General features: G+C 61.2%; 18 protein-coding genes and 1 pseudogene. 17 read left to right on the forward strand and 2 right to left on the reverse strand.

Features of this window, described 5'->3' with window-relative positions; genetic code table 11:
• Positions 1-256 precede the first annotated feature (256 nt).
• On the reverse strand, positions 257-874 hold the full coding sequence (locus OQ789_RS18690) for a TetR/AcrR family transcriptional regulator (protein ID WP_324687579.1): 618 nt from the start codon (positions 872-874) through the stop codon (positions 257-259).
• A gap of 474 nt (positions 875-1,348) precedes the next feature.
• Here OQ789_RS18690 and OQ789_RS18695 point away from each other — a divergent pair.
• Both OQ789_RS18695 and OQ789_RS18700 read left to right on the forward strand, forming a co-directional pair.
• Positions 1,349-1,501 (forward strand): annotated as a pseudogene (locus OQ789_RS18695) ((2Fe-2S)-binding protein); the annotation flags it as partial.
• 169 nt (positions 1,502-1,670) lie between these two features.
• The gene (locus tag OQ789_RS18700) at positions 1,671-1,919 is read left to right on the forward strand and encodes a hypothetical protein (RefSeq protein ID WP_324687581.1); all 249 of its coding nucleotides are present in this window, start codon (positions 1,671-1,673) and stop codon (positions 1,917-1,919) included.
• Here the strand turns inward: OQ789_RS18700 and OQ789_RS18705 are convergent.
• Positions 1,916-2,569: a QsdR family transcriptional regulator gene (locus OQ789_RS18705; RefSeq protein ID WP_324687582.1), complete on the reverse strand. Its 654-nt coding sequence runs from the start codon at positions 2,567-2,569 to the stop codon at positions 1,916-1,918. The genes OQ789_RS18700 and OQ789_RS18705 overlap by 4 nt on opposite strands.
• Before the next feature lie 229 nt (positions 2,570-2,798).
• Here OQ789_RS18705 and OQ789_RS18710 point away from each other — a divergent pair, with 229 nt between their 5' ends.
• The 15 genes from OQ789_RS18710 to OQ789_RS26035 all read left to right on the forward strand — a co-directional run bounded on the left by OQ789_RS18710 (position 2,799) and on the right by OQ789_RS26035 (position 17,474).
• On the forward strand, positions 2,799-3,563 hold the full coding sequence (locus tag OQ789_RS18710) for an SDR family NAD(P)-dependent oxidoreductase (protein WP_324687583.1): 765 nt from the start codon (positions 2,799-2,801) through the stop codon (positions 3,561-3,563).
• 116 nt (positions 3,564-3,679) lie between these two features.
• On the forward strand, positions 3,680-5,218 hold the full coding sequence (locus OQ789_RS18715) for a wax ester/triacylglycerol synthase family O-acyltransferase (protein ID WP_324687585.1): 1,539 nt from the start codon (positions 3,680-3,682) through the stop codon (positions 5,216-5,218).
• A gap of 760 nt (positions 5,219-5,978) precedes the next feature.
• Positions 5,979-6,584 carry a hypothetical protein gene (locus OQ789_RS18720; protein WP_420716152.1) on the forward strand — a complete coding sequence of 202 codons (606 nt, stop codon included), beginning with the start codon at positions 5,979-5,981 and terminating at the stop codon, positions 6,582-6,584.
• A gap of 213 nt (positions 6,585-6,797) precedes the next feature.
• Positions 6,798-7,214 (forward strand): hypothetical protein, encoded by a 417-nt coding sequence (locus OQ789_RS18725; RefSeq protein ID WP_324687588.1) that lies wholly within the window; start codon positions 6,798-6,800, stop codon positions 7,212-7,214.
• Between the two features lie 11 nt (positions 7,215-7,225).
• Positions 7,226-7,741, forward strand: coding sequence for a hypothetical protein (locus OQ789_RS18730; RefSeq protein WP_324687589.1), 516 nt, complete (start codon positions 7,226-7,228; stop codon positions 7,739-7,741).
• Between the two features lie 565 nt (positions 7,742-8,306).
• The gene (locus tag OQ789_RS18735) at positions 8,307-9,206 is read left to right on the forward strand and encodes an ABC transporter permease (protein WP_324687590.1); all 900 of its coding nucleotides are present in this window, start codon (positions 8,307-8,309) and stop codon (positions 9,204-9,206) included.
• Positions 9,206-10,075 carry an ABC transporter permease gene (locus OQ789_RS18740; protein ID WP_420716149.1) on the forward strand — a complete coding sequence of 290 codons (870 nt, stop codon included), beginning with the start codon at positions 9,206-9,208 and terminating at the stop codon, positions 10,073-10,075. The genes OQ789_RS18735 and OQ789_RS18740 overlap by 1 nt, the downstream gene beginning before the upstream one ends.
• Before the next feature lie 11 nt (positions 10,076-10,086).
• Positions 10,087-11,229: an MlaD family protein gene (locus OQ789_RS18745; protein WP_324687591.1), complete on the forward strand. Its 1,143-nt coding sequence runs from the start codon at positions 10,087-10,089 to the stop codon at positions 11,227-11,229.
• Positions 11,226-12,299 (forward strand): MlaD family protein, encoded by a 1,074-nt coding sequence (locus OQ789_RS18750; protein ID WP_324687592.1) that lies wholly within the window; start codon positions 11,226-11,228, stop codon positions 12,297-12,299. The genes OQ789_RS18745 and OQ789_RS18750 overlap by 4 nt, the downstream gene beginning before the upstream one ends.
• A 50-nt stretch (positions 12,300-12,349) precedes the next feature.
• Positions 12,350-13,267: an MlaD family protein gene (locus OQ789_RS18755; RefSeq protein WP_324687594.1), complete on the forward strand. Its 918-nt coding sequence runs from the start codon at positions 12,350-12,352 to the stop codon at positions 13,265-13,267.
• Positions 13,267-14,394: an MlaD family protein gene (locus OQ789_RS18760; RefSeq protein WP_324687596.1), complete on the forward strand. Its 1,128-nt coding sequence runs from the start codon at positions 13,267-13,269 to the stop codon at positions 14,392-14,394. The genes OQ789_RS18755 and OQ789_RS18760 overlap by 1 nt, the downstream gene beginning before the upstream one ends.
• An 8-nt stretch (positions 14,395-14,402) precedes the next feature.
• Positions 14,403-15,395 carry an MlaD family protein gene (locus OQ789_RS18765; protein WP_324687597.1) on the forward strand — a complete coding sequence of 331 codons (993 nt, stop codon included), beginning with the start codon at positions 14,403-14,405 and terminating at the stop codon, positions 15,393-15,395.
• Positions 15,395-16,381 carry an MlaD family protein gene (locus OQ789_RS18770; RefSeq protein ID WP_324687696.1) on the forward strand — a complete coding sequence of 329 codons (987 nt, stop codon included), beginning with the start codon at positions 15,395-15,397 and terminating at the stop codon, positions 16,379-16,381. The genes OQ789_RS18765 and OQ789_RS18770 overlap by 1 nt, the downstream gene beginning before the upstream one ends.
• Positions 16,382-16,434: 53 nt before the next feature.
• On the forward strand, positions 16,435-17,106 hold the full coding sequence (locus tag OQ789_RS18775) for a hypothetical protein (RefSeq protein ID WP_324687598.1): 672 nt from the start codon (positions 16,435-16,437) through the stop codon (positions 17,104-17,106).
• Positions 17,106-17,474: a DUF732 domain-containing protein gene (locus OQ789_RS26035; RefSeq protein ID WP_420716150.1), complete on the forward strand. Its 369-nt coding sequence runs from the start codon at positions 17,106-17,108 to the stop codon at positions 17,472-17,474. The genes OQ789_RS18775 and OQ789_RS26035 overlap by 1 nt, the downstream gene beginning before the upstream one ends.
• Positions 17,475-17,765 lie beyond the last annotated feature (291 nt).

Consider the following 17,765-nt stretch of genomic DNA (forward strand, 5'->3'; position numbering starts at 1 on the left):
ACTTCAAAGACTCAGGCACCTTCGTTCCCCACAACCGCAGGGCACGCCGACCTCAAAGCCGGCACCTAGCCCCGCTGGAATCCGAAGAGCCAGATAAGTGCCACGGGGGTGGCCGCCCGCCTTACGCCTTAAGCTCGACGCCGACGTGAGCTCCCGACAACCACTCTCGAGGTGCTGGACACCGACAGGCCGGCCGCGTTGAGACCAAGCTCATCAACCAGGGCATCGTCGCGATCCCCTCGTTTCGCCACGGTTCTCAGGGCAGATTGATTCGCCAGTACAGTCCGACAAGGAAATCCGCGAGCTCGGCCGCGGTCATGTCGAGGAGTCCTTCGGCCCATGAGATCAAGAGTTCCGAAGCGGCCCCGGTCAAGGCGAAAGTCTTCGCCCGGACGTCTATTGGGCTGGTGTCGAAATCGCCCACATCGTTTCCTGACCACCGGTAGAAGTTCTCGGCAGCACGCAAAAGAATTTCGTTTCGACGAGCGCCGGCGCGATCGCCCTTACCCAGTGCTTCGATAAAGATGATCCGGATCATGCGGGGATCGCTGGCCAGCGCGTCGACAGATGTTCGCAGTACGATCGATAGCCGCGAAATATCGTCGTCAGGCGCCTCGACGACAGCCGCGTTCACCGCACTTTCGACCGTCTCGTTGGCGAGCTCGAGCACCGCGTCGAACAATGCGTCCAGGTCGCTGAAGCTCTCGTAGAAGTACCGCTCGGTCAGGCCGGCCTCAACGACTATGTCTTTGACCCGAACCGTTCCCGAATCCGCCGAGCCGAATAGGTTCATGCCGGCCTCTATCAGCTTTCGGCGTCGCTCAGCGATTCGCTGCTCACCTGTTGCTCCGCCGTACACGCGGCCAGCCGACACCTTCGCTCCTGCCAGTTAAGTTCTCCGGCTCAGCATAAGTGCTGACCGTCGGCGCGCCCGGCCAACGACATTCGTCTAGATGGTCGGAGATAGATGGTCAATCGACCGTTCGGCAGTCCGTGGGCCTTGATCAAGCCGTACAAAAGTCGCCCGGGCAGTATTGATGGAGTATCTGAAATTAGATATTGTCAGAAGTATGGCACGGCCAGCAGGGCACACCATCCGGCGGCGAAAAATTCCCAGGCAGGGCATCGCTTTGGCGACCTCAAAACGGCCGCAGGGGAATCACGGCGCGGCGACTCGGACTGATGAGCGTCGCCCGATCGTGCGCACCGAGTTCGCCGACACCCTCAACAGACCCTCGATTGCAGGCAGTTTGATTGACTTCAGTCCCGCGAGGCGCCTCGCAATCGTCATCGCCCAACCTTGGCGAGGCATGACTATCGACGACCGTGGCGAATCCGGGTGCCGCTGATGTACGTGTGTCTGTGCCACGGCATTACGCGGCAAACCGTTGTTGGCGCGGTCCTCGAGGGTGCATCAACAACCAACGAGGTCGCTAATGCGACAGCGGCAGGTTCAGACTGCGCCAGGTGCCGGCGCCTCGTTCAGGCAATCATCGAAGCGGAAATCCGGGGTCTAGTGACCGATTCCAGAACCGGCAAGCTAGTGGCTCCGGAGCATGAAAAGTCCACTCACTCAACGTGTTGCGGTCGGCGGGGGAGATTTACTCCACATTCGGCGCAGCAGCCACTGCCGGGGACGTCACCGATCCGATCCGCGACCCCATGATCGCGTGGAATTAGACTTAGAGGTTTGGTGGCACATCGAGATTCGTGATGCGGTTCAGGTCGGCATTCGGCGTTTCTTAATGCGCGGGTTCGACATCCCTGCCGGACTGCCGCCCGGCTGGAAGCTACTGGGGGTCGAACTCGTCGTTATCGACAAATCAGATCGGCTGGCCGATCGCCGGCCCGATGATCAACGCAGTCAAGAGCTTTGCCTGGCCAAGGATTCAAGGCTGAGCCTGCGCGAGGAAGCCTAACCAGTCGGCGCGCCGGCGGCGCTATCGCGATCGAGCAGAACGGCGATAGCCTGCTGGGCTTTGGTGATGTCTGGTTGATCGCCAGTGATGATGTCGGCGTAGAGGAAGGACTCGACAATCCGCACGATCAGGTAGGCGAGGTCATTCGGCGGTAACGGTGGATGTAGCTCAGAATTTGTAATCTCTTCGCGCAGAAGGGTTTCCACCGCAGCAACCAACCGCTTCTGGACTGCGCTCGCGCGGGTGGTCAGGATTCGTAAAGCCCGCTCGGGTTCGCGCCGCAGAAACTCTCGGAAGTAGTCGGCCTCGTCGAGGATGGTGGCAAATCGATCCATAATGGCCACAATTCGCTGCCCTCCGCGGCCGGGTGCACCCTCGGCTGCCAGCGCCAGCGTCGGCTCGGCGAGCGACCAGATGATCTCGGCGAGCAACTCGTCTCGCCCGCCGACCCAGCGAAATAGGGTGGCACGGTTCACCCCTAGTTCGGCGGCCAGTTCCTGCATCTCGATCCGGCGACTCGCGATGAACCACCGGCGAGCGATGCGGAAGGCGGTCAACGCGTCGGGGCGACGGTCCGCCTCCGCCAGCATGCGGGCCAACTGCGTGTCGGTGATAGCAGACCTCCTGGTGGTTGGGTCCGGCGGCTTCATCCAGCCGCGCAGCGCAGGACTGCAACATTCTATCAGGCGTTGCACACTTGGGCGGCCTCCTGAGTGGTTCGGACTCCGCGACTAAGTCAATACAGGCGGTGATCTGGTGGTGTGGCGATGCCTTCTGCCGACTGGCTAAAGTGTGACACATATCTTATCCGTTGCAGTAGTGCAACATATAGGAATACGATGCACAGCGATAATCCTCGAGCTGAAAGTTGAGAGTTTGATGGGCATCCTGGACCGCTTCCGGATCGATGACCGGGTCGCGATCGTTACCGGCGCATCCAGCGGTATTGGCGTCTCGTTCGCACAGGCCCTCGCCGAGGCCGGCGCCCACGTGGTGCTCGGAGCGCGACGCGAGGACCGGTTGGCCGAAACCTGCGCTCTCGTGGAGTCGGCTGGCCGCAAAGCCGTCGCGGTTCGTACCGATGTCACCGATCCAGATGCTTGCCAGGCGTTGGTCGACGCCGCGATGGACACGTTCGGGCGCGTCGACATCCTGGTCAACAACGCAGGGGTGGGCACCGCCGTGCCAGCTATCCGCGAGACGCCCGACGAATTCCGGTCGGTCATCGATATCAACCTGCACGGTTGCTTTTGGATGGCTCAGGCCTGCGCCAAGGTGATGCAGCCGGGCAGCTCGATCATCAACATCAGTAGCATGCTCGGCCTCACCACCAACGGGTTGCCGCAGGCCGCGTACGCGTCGTCCAAGGCCGGCCTTATCGGCCTCACCAGGGATCTGGCCCAACAGTGGACCGGCCGCAGGGGCATCCGGGTCAACGCACTGGCTCCCGGCTACTTCAAGTCCGAGCTGACCGATCGTTTAGACGCCAGTTACTTCGAATCCGCCGTTATCCCGCGCACCCTCAGCGGGAGGCTCGGTGATGCCGAGGAGCTCAGCGCCGCGCTGATCTTTCTGGCCAGCGACGCCGGCAGCTATGTCACTGGCATCACGCTGCCCGTCGAGGGCGGCATGTTGACCAGATGAGGATCGGCGCAAGCCGGCCCTCACCGACGTCAAACCGCGACTCCGACCGGTAAGTCGCTCAAATGCCCACTGCGCGAATAATTTCCGTCGACGTACCTGAGTAAAAGGAGCAGCCCGTGAAGCAGCTCAGCGGTTTGGACGCCGCCTTCCTTTATATGGAGACTCCGACAACGTTCGGCCACGTCACCGGCCTGACGATTTTTGAAAGGCCCAACCCCGATTACGATCCGTATACGGCGGTGTATGCGAAGTACGCCTCACTGATCGGCAAACTCGAACCGTTGCGGCGGCGCCCCGTTGAGGTGCCGTTCGGGCTCGACCACCCGTACTGGGTCGTCGACGCCAACTTCGACCTCGAGTTCCACATCCGCGAGCTGCACCTGGCGCGGCCCGGTCGTGCCGATCAGCTGGCCGATCAGGTGTGCCGGATCGTCGGGCGGCCGATGGATCGCAACCGGCCGCTGTGGGAGGCGTACGTCATCGACGGTCTGGCTGATGGGCGCTGGGCGCTGCTCAACAAGTATCACCACGCCACCATCGACGGCGCGTCCGGGCAGTTGTTGCTGGAAAGCCTGCTCGACGCCACCCCCGACGCGCCGCCGGCACAACCCAGCCCCGAGTGGCGACCCGAACCGCTTCCCACCGATGTCGAGTTGTTGCGCCTCGCGCTGGTGAATCTGGCCGGTAATCCGTTCAAGGCGCTGCGGGTCCAGGCTCGAATCGTGCGTCAGCTAGCCGACGCCGCCGGAATCGACAGCCTGAGCAGCGCTGCGACGGTGGCGGGAAAGGTGGTCAAGCGCGTGGGCCGGCTGGGCAGCGGAGCTCGCCCCAGGATCCCACTGCCGGCTACGCCGGCACCCCGCACGCCGTGGAATAAGACGATCACTCCGCACCGCCGCTTCGCCATGCGCACCGCGTCGCTGGAGAACATCAAACGACTTAAGGCCGCGACCGGCGGAACGGTCAACGACATCGTCATGGCGATCTGTGCCGGCGGGTTACGGGAGTATCTGCTGGCTCATGACTGCCTGCCGGACCGTCCGTTACGGGCCATGGTGCCAGTGTCGATCCGGACGGGCGATGAGGCGGATCCGTGGACCAACCGCGTGTCGGCCATCGTCGCCGAATTGCCGACAGACTGCGATGATCCGGTCGAACGCGTCGTCCGCTGCCGGGAAGCTATGCAGCGCGCGAAACGTCAGTTCGAGTTGGTTCCGGCGGCCGAACTCGCCGATCTCACGCAGTATTCTGCACCGGTGCTGGCCATAGCCGCGGTGCGGCTGGCGTCGCGGCTGCGGCTGGCCAACCGGGTCGCCCAGCCCTTTAATCTGGTGATCTCCAACGTTCCGGGGCCCCGTCGGCCGTTGTACTTCACCGGCGCGAAACTGTGTCACCAGTACCCGATGTCGATCGTCACCGACGGGCAGGGCCTCAACATCACTGTGACCAGTTATCTCGACCGGCTGGACTTTGGATTCATCGTTGACCGTGATCTGGTGCCCGATGTCTGGGACCTGGCCGAAATGCACATCGCCGAGATCAGCCGCCTGTTCGAGGCCACCGGCGCCGAGTGGGCACAGCCGACCATGCCTGACTCCCCGCGACGCGGACAGATTGAGCTCGCCCAGACAGTCGGTACGGCAACCACAACTTGAGTCCCGCAGTCGGGATGGACCGACTCCTTGACTTAGAGCCTCGCCCGTGACTGGTCGCGAGCTTGACAGTGTGACGCCCCGCACACATAATCTGACATGTCGACATGTCAATTTGGTGTCGACGCGGCAAGGTCAGCGGGTCCTCAGCTCGCGGATACGACGATTGCGTTCCCTTCGCGAATAGACCCGTTCCCCGCGACTAGGAAGTGAGTGAGGCATGACGAAATCTCCATGCTTCATAAGTTCGCGCCTGGACGACGGATCATTCTTGCCGGCAACCCTCGAGTCGGTCCGCCGTTGCCCCGCCCGGTCCGACTTCATCGAGCTGTGCTTCACGACGGAAGAGGGCTCGTGGACGTGGTGCTTTCGGGACCCGCCTGAGCGGAGCGACTGCGGCTCGGGTGGCCCGCTCGCCTTGACGATGGGACCGTATGGCGCCCGGGCTCGTTACGTCGACGACGGCGGTCTAGGGCTTGCGTTGCCCGCCTCGGAAGCCCTGCCCATGATCCTCGACGGTTCCCAGACGTACGTTGCACGGCGGCTGGTCGAACGGACGGCAGCCAATTCGGCAACGCCCCCTTCGACATTCAGGTCTGTGGCGCCGAGAGCGTGATCCGAGACTGCATCGGGTGAGCACGGTGGACATCAGCGCAGGGCGCACAGCAGAAGGCGTCGATTTGCCGCGAACGGTGCGGTCGGCCTACAGCCGCATCGAGTCGGCGCAAATTGGTTTCGGAGGTTGCGAATGAGATCGGTCATGATGCGGCCTGGCGCAAAACGCCGCGTATCCGTAGTGCTTTGCTGTCTCGCGTCCCTGGCGGTGGTTTGCGTCGCAGTGGGACTTCCTGCAAGTGCCGATCCGTCGGACCCACCCCCTCCGCTCTTGCCACAGTTCACTCCGACTGCGAGCAACTTCACCCCGCAGTTCCCGTATCCCTACGACGAAACGCGTAATAAGGTCACCCCCGCCGACATCAACGCGGAGCGGGAAATGTGTCAGTGGTTCAATGCGCAGTATTACGACCTGCGACGCCAGCTCGATCAATTCGGATTCAATCTGCTGGCGGCCAACAACGACTGGACGGTCGGCACAATCCAGGCGCAGGCTGACAACGTGGCCACCAACGTCGAGCAGGCCGTCGCTTTCCTTGCCCCGCGCGCGCAGGCTCTGACGCAGACCCAGGATTTCGCGGGCGACAACTACTTCCCCATCTATCAGGGGGAGAGTTTTTATCGGTTGTGGCAGCACCTGTCCAATACCGGCGTCGGTATCAGGGCAAGAAACACTGCCTGGATATACGGTCCCTCGCAACAACGAGAGGAACACTGGGGCAGCAGGATACAGAAGTCGCACGTTTGTGACTAACGGCCAAATCCGTTGTGGGAAGGATAGTTTGCTGAAACCCGGGAGTATGCAACCTATGACTTGCCGTCGTGTCAGAGGGGGGTTGTGATGTCCGCGCTGCATCAGTCCAGCAGTCGGGCGTCCGGGCGGCGGACATCTCGTCTCGCTGGCCGACTCACGGTCGTCGCGGCCTTGCTCGCTACGTGCTTCGCCACCGTGACCACCCTCGGTGCGGTGAAATCCAATGCCAAGGTAGGCGAATTGGGACCGCCTCCTGCCGACCCGGAGGTCAAGCAAGCCCTCATCGACCTTTATCAAAGGGGTCAGCCGCCGGACTTCGCGGTGGACGTTCAATTCGTCGGCCCGATCCTCGTGGGTCAGCCGACGGTGCATCCAAACCCTCCGCCCCAACCATGGTGCGTGCGATGTGCTCATCCTGACCCCGGCTCGAGCGCTATGTACCCTGTGCTGGCGCTTGTCACAGTGACGACCACACAGGGACTGGTGTCCAGTGCGTTGCCCGCTACCAGCTCGGTCGACACCACCACGGTCACCTATGACGGCAAGCCCTGCCCTGGGGATCCCAAGGCGCAATATTGCCCGACCTACTTTTTCTACCGCGACGATGGCGGCCATTGGCAGGTCGCCTGACGAGAATGTAAGTGCTTGAGGAAGTGGTGTTTTCGGTGTCGACTACGTGGGGACGGATCGAGATGGCGACTCGGCGTGCGGTTGTTGTGGCGGTGATGATTGCTGTGACGGCGATGGTGCTGGCGCCCTCGTCGTCGGCGGATTCGACCGCGGATTTGCGATCAGCGGTGGCGGCTAAACGTGGTGGCTGTCCTGCACTGCAATCCGATCCAGTGCTTGAGGGGATCGCTCAGCGCGCCAACCTAGAGACGCAGAACTACGCAAACCACACCGCACGGTTCCAGCCTATGGAGGATCCGATGCCGACCTTGCGCCAGTTGTCGTACCCTGCGGGCAAAGCCAAATTGTTGTCCGGTTTCGCAAACGCCAACCAATTCGCGGACGCCCCGCAAAAGGCCATCTACGGGGCCACGCTATTTGGTTGGGACACCATTCCCGATTGCTCCTACACGCGGTATGGCGCCGACGTCGTGACGGACACCAACACCGGCAACACCACTGCAGTAATCGTCTTGGCAGGCGACTGAATCTCCTTGCACACGGGATGGCCGGTGCGGCCGTGGTAATTCATTGCATGCCCACCGGGCGGCGCTGGTGACTGTCGCCGATCCGGGGATGGAGCCGGTTCAGTTACCGGCGCCGATCAATAGGCTGCGCCGGCCATTTTCAGATGCGCGGCGAGCGCTGATTTGTTTACGCTTCAGCAAATTTATTCGGCCACGTCGGCGGCCCAGGCATAGGCGCAGTCGACAGGAGCCCAGCTGCAACTGGGCGGTGGCGATCCACTGGCGCAAGTCGTCGCCTTCAGGGCCCCCGCCGCTGCTTTGGCACTATCGGCGGGTAGACGCCAGCGCGCCGGTGAGCACTCGGCAGAGTGCGGGACCGCAGGTGAGACTGTCCGTATGTCGATCAAGCGCACATTATCTGGACTAAGACTAATTAGAGCGATCTATTTGACAATCTGACAATGCAGTGCGATAAGATCCTCGGAACGACTGAGATGGCGGTCACAGTCACCTACGCTTACGCAGGTGACTGCACCCGGCAACTTCATCTCGGCCATCAGATGATAGGGAACGAGCCAGCAAACAGATGACAGTCACGAGCACTGACGCACGCGTCGCAGTCGACCCGGCTCGCGGGCGACGCGGCCGGGTACTGGCGGCGGGTCCGATCCGCCGTCGCCCGCCCGCGGGGCTCCAGCGGCTGGCGAAGGCGCCGGTGGTCAGTGCTAACACGGCCGGTCGTGCGGTACTGATGGCAGCAGCGGTCGTTCGCTACATCGTCCAGGACGCGATATCCCTGCGATTTCCGGTCGGCGAAACGATTCACCAGTGTTGGTCCCTATATAAGGTCACCGCGCTGCCGGCGCTTTTGATGGCGATTCCTTTCGGCGGCATGGTGGCCGTCCAGACGTCGGGTTTGATCAATCAGGTGGGGGCGGCGTCGATCGTGGGCGCAGCCAGCGGCGTCGGCGTCGTCCGTCAGGGAGCGCCGCTGACGGCCGGCTTGCTGATGGGCGGCGCCGCGGCATCGGCGATCGCATCGGACCTCGGTGCACGGGCGATTCGCGAAGAGCTCGACGCGTTGCGTGTGATGGGAGTCGACCCGGTCCGGAATTTGGTGATGCCACGATTCGTCGCCTTGATCATCTTGGCTCCCGTTCTGATGGCCGTCATTCTTGCCTCGTCAGTCATCGCGTCGTTCATGCTGGCGATCACGGTCAGCGACGTGACGAGTGGGAGCTTTTGGGCGTCGTTCGGCGCGTTCGCCAAGATGGTCGACGTCTGGTTCGCGATCGGTAAGGCGGTCGTGTTCGCGGCAATCGTGGGAATCGTGTCATCGCTGAAAGGCACTGAGGCCAAAGGCGGACCACGAGGTGTGGCCGATGCCGTGAACGCGGCCGTCGTTGTGAACGTGGTCGGGATCGTCCTCGCGAATCTCGTGATCACACAGGTGCAGGCGATGTTCTTCCCGATGGCGGTGGCGTAATGACCAGTAGGGCAACGGCGCCGTCCCGATACCTCGATCAGTTTCCATTCGTCGAACGATCCCTCGGTGTTCTGCAGGCGCCACTGCATACGATGGGCGGCGCCCTTCTTTTCGTTGGGCAAGTCTTCTATCTCGCGCCGGTAACCATCAAGAATTACCGCAAAGAGACTCTGGCCCGGATGATCAGCCTGTCCTTTGGTCGTGGGTCTTTGATCGTCGACGGAGGTGTGATCAGTGTTCTGACCATCCTGGGCATGGCGATCGGTGCCTCAATCGCAATTGAGGCGTGGGCGACGTTGAACCTGTTGGGTTTTGGTGCGCTTTCAGGAATTGTGGGTGGCCTGGCCAACGTCCGGGAAATGTCGCCCCTGGTCGCCGGGATCGCTTTCGCCGCGCAGGCCGGTGCCCGAATGACAGCCGAGATCGGTGCGATGCGCATCGCCGAGGAGATCGACGCGATTGAGGCGCTCGGTTTGCGGCCGGTGCCGTACGTGGTCGGAACGCGTTTTATCGGCGCCCTGCTGATCGTGATACCTGGGTACGCGCTCACGCTGCTGGTTAGTTTCTTCGTCTCCAACGCCATGATCACCACGGTCTACGAGTCGCCCGCGGGAACCTATAAGCACTATTTCGTTCAATTCCTGTCGCCGACTGACTTGATGTATTCCACGCTGAAGGCAACGGCCTTCTGCGCTGCGGTGACGATAATCCACTGTTACTACGGTTATTTCGCGTCCGGTGGTCCGGTTGGTGTGGGTATTGCCTCTGGGCGTGCGGTACGTGCAAGCCTGGTGGCGATCATGGTGCTGGACTTTGTCCTCACCGTGGCCTTATGGGGCCTCAAGCCGACATTTGTGTTCACCGGGTAAGGGTTTCGATCATGACTACGCTGCTCAACGTCGGCGACGAACGGCACAAGCGCATTCTCACCTTTATCGGTGCAGGGTTCGTTCTGATCGTGCTCCTTGCCCTACTGCTCTACGTCACCGTGATCAATCCGTCCGGGCGGCCCGCAAAGAACACCATCTCGGTTGCCTTCGAAACGCCATACCTTGGGCAGGGGGTCGACAACGGCACCGCGGTTATCTTGCACGGCGTCAAGGTTGGTCAGGTTACGGATATATCCAAACTTGCCGGCAATCACGTCCGGGTGAACGTCGAGTTGCAGAACGGCCCCACCAAAGGATTGACCGACGCCGTCGGGATCGACTTTCGTCCGGCCAACTACTTCGGTGTGACCGGCATCAATCTGCTCCCCGCGGATCGCGGGCAAATGTTGCGCAACCACGCATCGATCAATGTCACGCCGACGGGCAACTTCACCCTCCAAACCCTGTTGTATCGCTTGGGTGAGCTGTCGCACCAAGTCATCACGCCACAATTGATCAGTGTGACTGACCGGGCCACCCGCTACACCGATGCGCTCAATCCACTGTTCGAAACGATGATTCTGGTTTCAACAACCGTCACCGACATTCAAACCGTCCCCACGGAGCAGCTTTTGCGCAACACGGCCGCGATCAGCGTCGGTCTGCCTGGCTTCCTGGACGCGGCGATCAGCACCGGTAACCACTACCTGCACAACTACCCCGGCGTGGGTTTCGACCCCGTTAAGGATCGGGAGGGTGATCCGTATCTGCGGTACTACACGCCCCAGGAGTTGAAGCAATACAACGATGCAACTCACCAATTGGCCACCGATCCGGATAAGTTCGTGTTTGGCCGGCTCAGATCTTACTTCTACGGTGCCCGGTACGACCTCTTCAGCAAGATCGGAGATCTGGAGAAGTCGCATACGTATGACTTGTTCCCCCTGCTGGAAGAAGCTCGTGTGATGGCCGACGTCGTGCCACAGATTGTGAACCCGCAAGACTTCGGGGACAAGCTGCGCGAACTGCGTACACGGCTGGAACGCATGTATGCGGGTTCGGGGGATCAGCGCGCTCTGCAGGTGCGCATCGTGCTGGACCAGTTGCCCGGGGTCGCGGCGCCGCTGGGGCTCATCCTTGGGGGGGCCGGATGAGGAAAAACCTTGGTGCATTATGGAAATTCGCCGTCGCGGCGGCGGTCAGCGGGCTGTTGCTGATCGTCATCTCGAATGTGATTCGGCAACCCGTTGCAGGCGAGACCCGTAGCTATACTGCAGAATTCACTGACATCTCCGGCCTGCACGAAGGGGCGGACGTGCGCGTTCGCGGTGTGCGGGTCGGCAAAGTGCAATCGCTTGCGCTCAACAGATCACAGGGGCGCACCGTTGCGAAGGTCCAGTTCACCTTGGAGCATCGCTACACCATCGTGCCCACGAGTCGCCTGGCGGTGAAATTTCAGGCGCTCACCGGATTGCGCTACATCGACGTGGCCAACGCAGCCCAGGGGCCGGCGCCCAATCGGATGACCAGCATCCCGACGTCGATGACGGTACCCTCCTTCGATGTCACCGTGCTGTTCAACGGTCTGCAGCCGGTCCTGGCAACATTGGATCCCAGCGAAATCAACATCTTCACCGAGAATGTCGCCACCTTCTTGGCCGGCGACGGCAATGGTCTGGGCCCGATGCTCGACAGCATCAAGAGACTGACATCGCTGGTCTCGGATCGTGAAGCGGTGATCTCGACGATCATGCGCAATCTGAAGCGGGTCGCCGAAGGCGTGCGCGGGAAGTCCGATGAGCTGCCCAAGATTTTGGATCAGGTTCGAATAGTTGCCGATTCTGCAATGACAGTGCTGGACGAGTTCCGCAAATCACAGATCTATGGCCCAGCCTTCACCGGTGAGGTAAGTCGCCTCCTTGACGGCCTGGGACTCAATTCCGGGGAGTGGACGACGCCCTCAGTGGAGGGTCAGCCGGTTGGCACCCCGCTCGTCAACCCGAACTACAAGCCTGGGTGGGATCCGGCAAAAGCCTTCGATAAGGCGATCACCAATGTTTACAACGAGATCGAGGGCATCAAGCGGATACCGGTGGTGTGGGAGAACATCCCCGAGCCGCCCGCCGCGGGTACACCCGCCCCGTGTTCCAAAGGCCAAGCCGTGCTACCCATTCCGATGGACGTGCTCCTAAACGGACGCAAGGTTCTCATATGCAATCAATGACGAGGTCATCATTGCGTAGCCCCCTGCTTTGGGGTGTCTTAACGATCGCCTTGACGACGATCATCGCGTTGGTTGTTGCCTGGGTGTACATCTCACCGCCGCACCGCCAGCTTGTCTCGTTCTATACCGATGACGCGGCCTCGGTACGGGCGGGCGATTCGGTTCGTGTGGCGGGTATGGACGTCGGCACAGTGAAGAAAGTTTCACTTGAACCGCAACACGTCCGGGTGCAGCTTTCGGTGAAAGACGGCGTGTTCATCGGGGACCAGACGCAGGTCGATGTGCGTATGCTCACTGTCGTCGGCGGGCATTTTGTCACCCTGGTGCCGCTCGGTGATCGGCCTCTGGGGCGCCATCCCATCCCTGTTGACCGAGTTACAATGCCTTACAGCCTGATTCGGACTTTGTCGGACGCGACGAAGATCACCGACCAGGTCGCGCCCAAGCCGATCAACGAATCGCTGAACCAGATTCAGCAGGGCCTGACCGGAAGCAACACCGAAATCCTGGCCAAGATCCTCGACGCCGGCGACTCCGTCAGCGAGGTTCTCGAACGCCAGCGCGGCCAGCTGACCAGCATCCTGGAAATGTCCAACGAATACCTGCAGATGATGAACGGCAACAGGAAACTGCTTGATTACCTGATTACCCGCGTCGCCATACTCGAGGAAACACTTACCCTCTACGGCAAAGGATTTGCGTCGTCGATCGACGGTCTCGGTCTTATCATCGATAAGATTTTCCCATTCGTTCCCTTCTACATGTCTCACCGGCAGGACTTTGTGGCCAGGGTTCGCGGGGTACTCGGCGAATTCCGTGCAATCGCTGACCGCAACGGGCTTGTCGTCCGCGTACTGCACCGCATCAAGGGACGGATGCAAACAACTCTCGACGCGCAAAACAATGGAACGCCACCCGAGCTCCTCGCGACAGATCTGTGTTTCCCGATCGAGGGGAGTCGCTGCTAATGCGCGGTCTTGGTGCGGCGAACCGTTCTTTCGTGGCCACGGCGGTGGCGATCACGTCTATCCTCGGCGTCAGCTCATGTTCGATGTCCTCAGCATCGTCAGCGAATGAGTACTGTGCGATCTTGTCCGACGGAGTCGGGCTCTACGAGGGCAACCATGTGACCCAGATGGGTTATCCGATAGGCGAAATCCGCAACATCGAACCACGCGCCGCCGACGTCAAGGTCTCGTTCTCCCTCCGGGCGGGACGCCCGGTGCCAGAAGGGGTTCGGGCGGTTACCCGGTCGCCGTCCATTCTGGCCGACCGTTCGCTCGAACTGGTCGGAAACTACACCGGCGGCCCGAAACTCAAGCCGAACGAGTGCATTCCGCTCCGCCAAACCTCCACCCCGCTGAGTATCTCGCGGATCATCGGTTCGGCCACCGAATTCGTGAATGCGATCAACCCGGAAGGCTCGACCAACATCGCCGATGCGCTACGCGGCATCGACCAAGCGATGGCCGGCCAGGGAGATCGCACCAATCAATTACTGGCCCGGTCCTCGCGGCTGCTGGATAACCCGGATCAGACGATCTCCCAGATGGGCGAGATCACCCGTAACCTGGCTGAATTGACCTCGATGCTCCGCGCCAACCGTGCGCCGATCAAACAGATCCTCACCGACGAAGCTGCCGTAGGTCCTGACTTGGTGAAGACCGTGCATGGAGCCCTAGAATTCGACGGGCCATTGTCCGAGATCGAGTTCATGATCCTTGACATCGAGTTGGAAATGGGGCCCGAGCTTCAGAACCTCCTGGATGAAACGGGCGAACAGATGCGGATCTGGAGTCCGCACTACAAGGGCATCGCCAACATGCTCAATTTCTTGCCAAGGATGATCAGCGGCGTCAACGGTGAGCCGCCGGGAGCGATAGCCGGGGGAATCGCCAAGCACCTCAACAATCACTTGTTCCCAGTGCTCACCTGGCGTCCGCCGTTGTTCCGGATACCGACACCCAATGGGCTGCTGGCGTGCGGGGCCATGAATGCCTCGGCCCCGGGCAGCTGCGCCGATGTCGGCGGGCGGCCCTACGCGGTCGACGTCGCACTCTTACAGTACGTACTCACCGAGGCCCAGAAGCGATGAAAATTCGGATGCGTGCGCTGCTCTGCGCGGTGGTCTGCGGCCTTAGCGCCACGGGGTGCTCAGCGCTGAATTCCCTTTCTGTCGATGCGATTCCGGCGCCGGGCCACTCGTATAACGATGGCTACGACATCGTCGCCGAGTTCGCGAACGTCCTCAATTTGCCGGACAGGGCGAAGGTCGTCATGGACGGTACGACCGTGGGAGTGGTGAGCAAGGTCGCGGTGGCCGGCAACCATGTCGATGTGACGGCTCGCATCGCTGAGGGGATCCAGGTTCCGTCCGACACATCTGCGGTGCTCCAACAGGCCACGGTGCTCGGTGACATCTACCTGGCACTGGAACCTCCGCCTGGTGGCGCAACCGCGGCACGGCCGCTAGCCGCTGGAGGACGGATTCCCCTGCAGCAGACGGTATCTCCACCTCAACTAGAAGACACCATCGCCAATTTGGCGAACTTCATCGGCAGCGGCTCAATACAGCGAGGGCAGAACACGCTGGTGCGGCTGAACCGGATTACTCCGCCGAAGGACGAGGTGCGCAGGGTGGTGTCGCAGGTGACGACCGACCTCAACCAACTATCCGACAACGTCGACACTGTCGACACCATGATCGCCGGACTGGAGCAAACGTCGAATGCGGTGGGCGGGTGGGCCCCAGAACTGAGCTACTGGCTCACGCCGCAGGGCGTGCGGGGATTCGAACGATCCACCGTCATTGCCCGGGAGTTCGGCAACCTGCTGCCGTCGATTGGGACGATCTATAGCAGCGGTTACTACATCGTTCCGACCTTTTCTTCTCTCGCCAACGCCATGGCAGCGATACGAGGAGGAAAGCAGGCTTTCGAGGAGGAGTACCCACGCTTTCGGAAGTTCATCCTCGACTACTTCCTACCGCAAGAAAAGCATCCCGCGATCAACATCACCTCGATCGTCGGCCCTGACGGGCGAGAGTTGTCGGGCAATGTGGAACAGGTATTACGGATGTTAGGAGCCGTCCCGTGATGCACCGAGTGACAGCGGTTTTCGCCGTCTTTGCCGCGATGATCACCGCGTTCCTGGTCTACGTTGCCCATCTGGGCATCCGCGTCGCTCCGCCCGCGGACCGGACCAACCTTGCCATGGACGTCGCGGACGTGAACAACCTGGTCGTCGGCTCCAACGTTCTGCTGCGTGGGGTTTCGGTGGGCAAGGTGGACAACATCGAAACGTCGATCTCGCACGCCACCATTGACTTTTTCATCGACAACAAGTTCAAGGTTCCCCGGGACACCGTGGTTCGCCTGGAGAACCTTTCCGCGCTCGGCGAGTCCTACCTCGAACTCGAGCCGCGAAAATCCGGCGGGGAGGCATTCAAAAACGGGCAGCGCATCCCCAGCGAATTGATCGTTGCGCCGAAGTCGATCTCAGAGCTGGGAACCGCTGTCGGCCGGACGCTGAACCAGCTTGATCCTGGACAACTTCAGAAGGTGGTCAACGAAGCCGACGCCGCCCTGCCGGACCCTTACACCGTCCTTCCCAACTTGGAGCGCGCGAGCCAGGTCCTGCACAACACCACCGCGGGACTCAGCGGCCGGGGCAGACAAGCGCTGGAAAACCTGCAAAGTCTGCTGGAGCACGCCGGCTTCGTCGGTTCGCTGCTCGCCCAGGCAGCACCGGACATGAAAAAACTCGGCCCGTATATTACGAACATGTGGGCAGCCGGGGTGAACCAAAACTTGCGCAGCGACATGCCGGGGACCGTTTACCTCTTCGGTAGGTTCATGCAGCGCATCCAGAATTTTTTGGACGATCGGGGCTCTGATCTGCGGGTCCTTACCGAACCGCTGAAGCCCAACGTCCAGGCGATTGCGAGCGCTCTCCGCAACATCGACAGCAGCCAGATCCTGACCAACCTGTTGGCGGCGGTACCTCCCGACGGTGCGATCGAACTTCACGTCGCGCTCCCGCCCCAGGCTGCTAAACCGCCCCCACCGCAGGCTGATCAATGATGTGTCCTGAAACTGAAGACCCCGAGAAGAACACCACGGAAGATGGTGAGGCCATGAACGTCACTGAGTCGACCGCAAAGACCACGCCTGTGGATGCCGACGATTCAGACACGGGGGAATCGGACGATAGCGGTGCCGACGTTAAGCCAGCCGACGATCGCGACACCGACGTCGCGCAGAAAGATCCAGCCACCCGCGAGGGGCGACGGATCTCTTTGTCCGTTCGTAGTTTGTTGTTGGGCATCGTCATCGTCGGTCTGGTCGCGGCGTTGGGCGTGATGACCTGGATGTACCTCGGCGCTAACCGCAAGGTTGATGCCCAGTCGCAGCAGACCAGCGATAATAGCCACGCCGAGCAAGTCGCGCTCGACTACGCCGTACGCGCCGCGATTATGGATTACAAGGATCTGGGCCCGTGGAAGCGGGCGTTGGTCGAGGGAACCACGCCCGAGTTGGGCAAAAAACTCACCGACGCCGCGAATGCGATGGAGCAGATTCTGCTTCCGCTACAGTGGTCTTCTACAGCGAAACCCATTGCCGCCAAAGTGAGATCGCACGAAAAGGGTATCTACATCGTTGATTCGTTCGTCAGCGTCATGACCAAGACCATCCAGGCCAAGGACAGCCTGCAGTCCACGGCGACGTACAGCGTGACAATTGACCCGTCCAACGGCTGGAAAATCAGCGACGTCGGCGGAATCGGTCAAGTGATCGGAGACAGGTGATGCGTCGTGGCAGGCCTAGATCGGTCGTGATCGGGACCGCGTTGGCGGCGGGGCTGACACTGGTGTCCGGCACTATCGGAATTGGCCCCGCCAGCGCCGATGGCAAGTCCTATCTCCGGAAACTGAGCGATGCGGGCATCCACACCCCGCGCGGTGACTACGAGCTACAGGAGTGGGGTTTTGAGGTGTGCGCACTGAGGAGTCGGGGCAAGTCTCCAAAGCAGTGGGTGCAGCAAGCGGTATACCAGGACGCCACCCATCCACCCTATGGACTGACTGAAGCCCAAGCGAACTTCATCGTCGATACCGCGGTGAGCGACCTGTGCGACGACCAGGACGGGCCACCCCCTTACGTGCCTCTCCCATAGGTGAAACTGCTTTCTCTAAGGAGTTTCACCTTCCGACGCAGTGCAGCCGAGTAGATGTCAATATCTGTGAAGTCGCGCTTCGCCAAACGCCAGCTGATTTCGGCTGACTCGAGCCTGTCGTTGAGCGGCTCGTCGACCCGCATAGCCTGGTGAGGTAGCCGGCGACTTCAGTTGCGCTGGATGCAATTTCGCAAACCGAGCTGAGGGAGCGTTCTGAGTAAGCCTCTGCCCGGTGCGTGCGCTCTCATTCTCGTATTCAGATGCTCCGCCCTGGGTGCCACGTCGATTGCT

The sequence above is a fragment of the Mycobacterium sp. 94-17 genome, assembly GCF_035617725.1.
In the GTDB taxonomy this organism is placed as follows: domain Bacteria; phylum Actinomycetota; class Actinomycetes; order Mycobacteriales; family Mycobacteriaceae; genus Mycobacterium.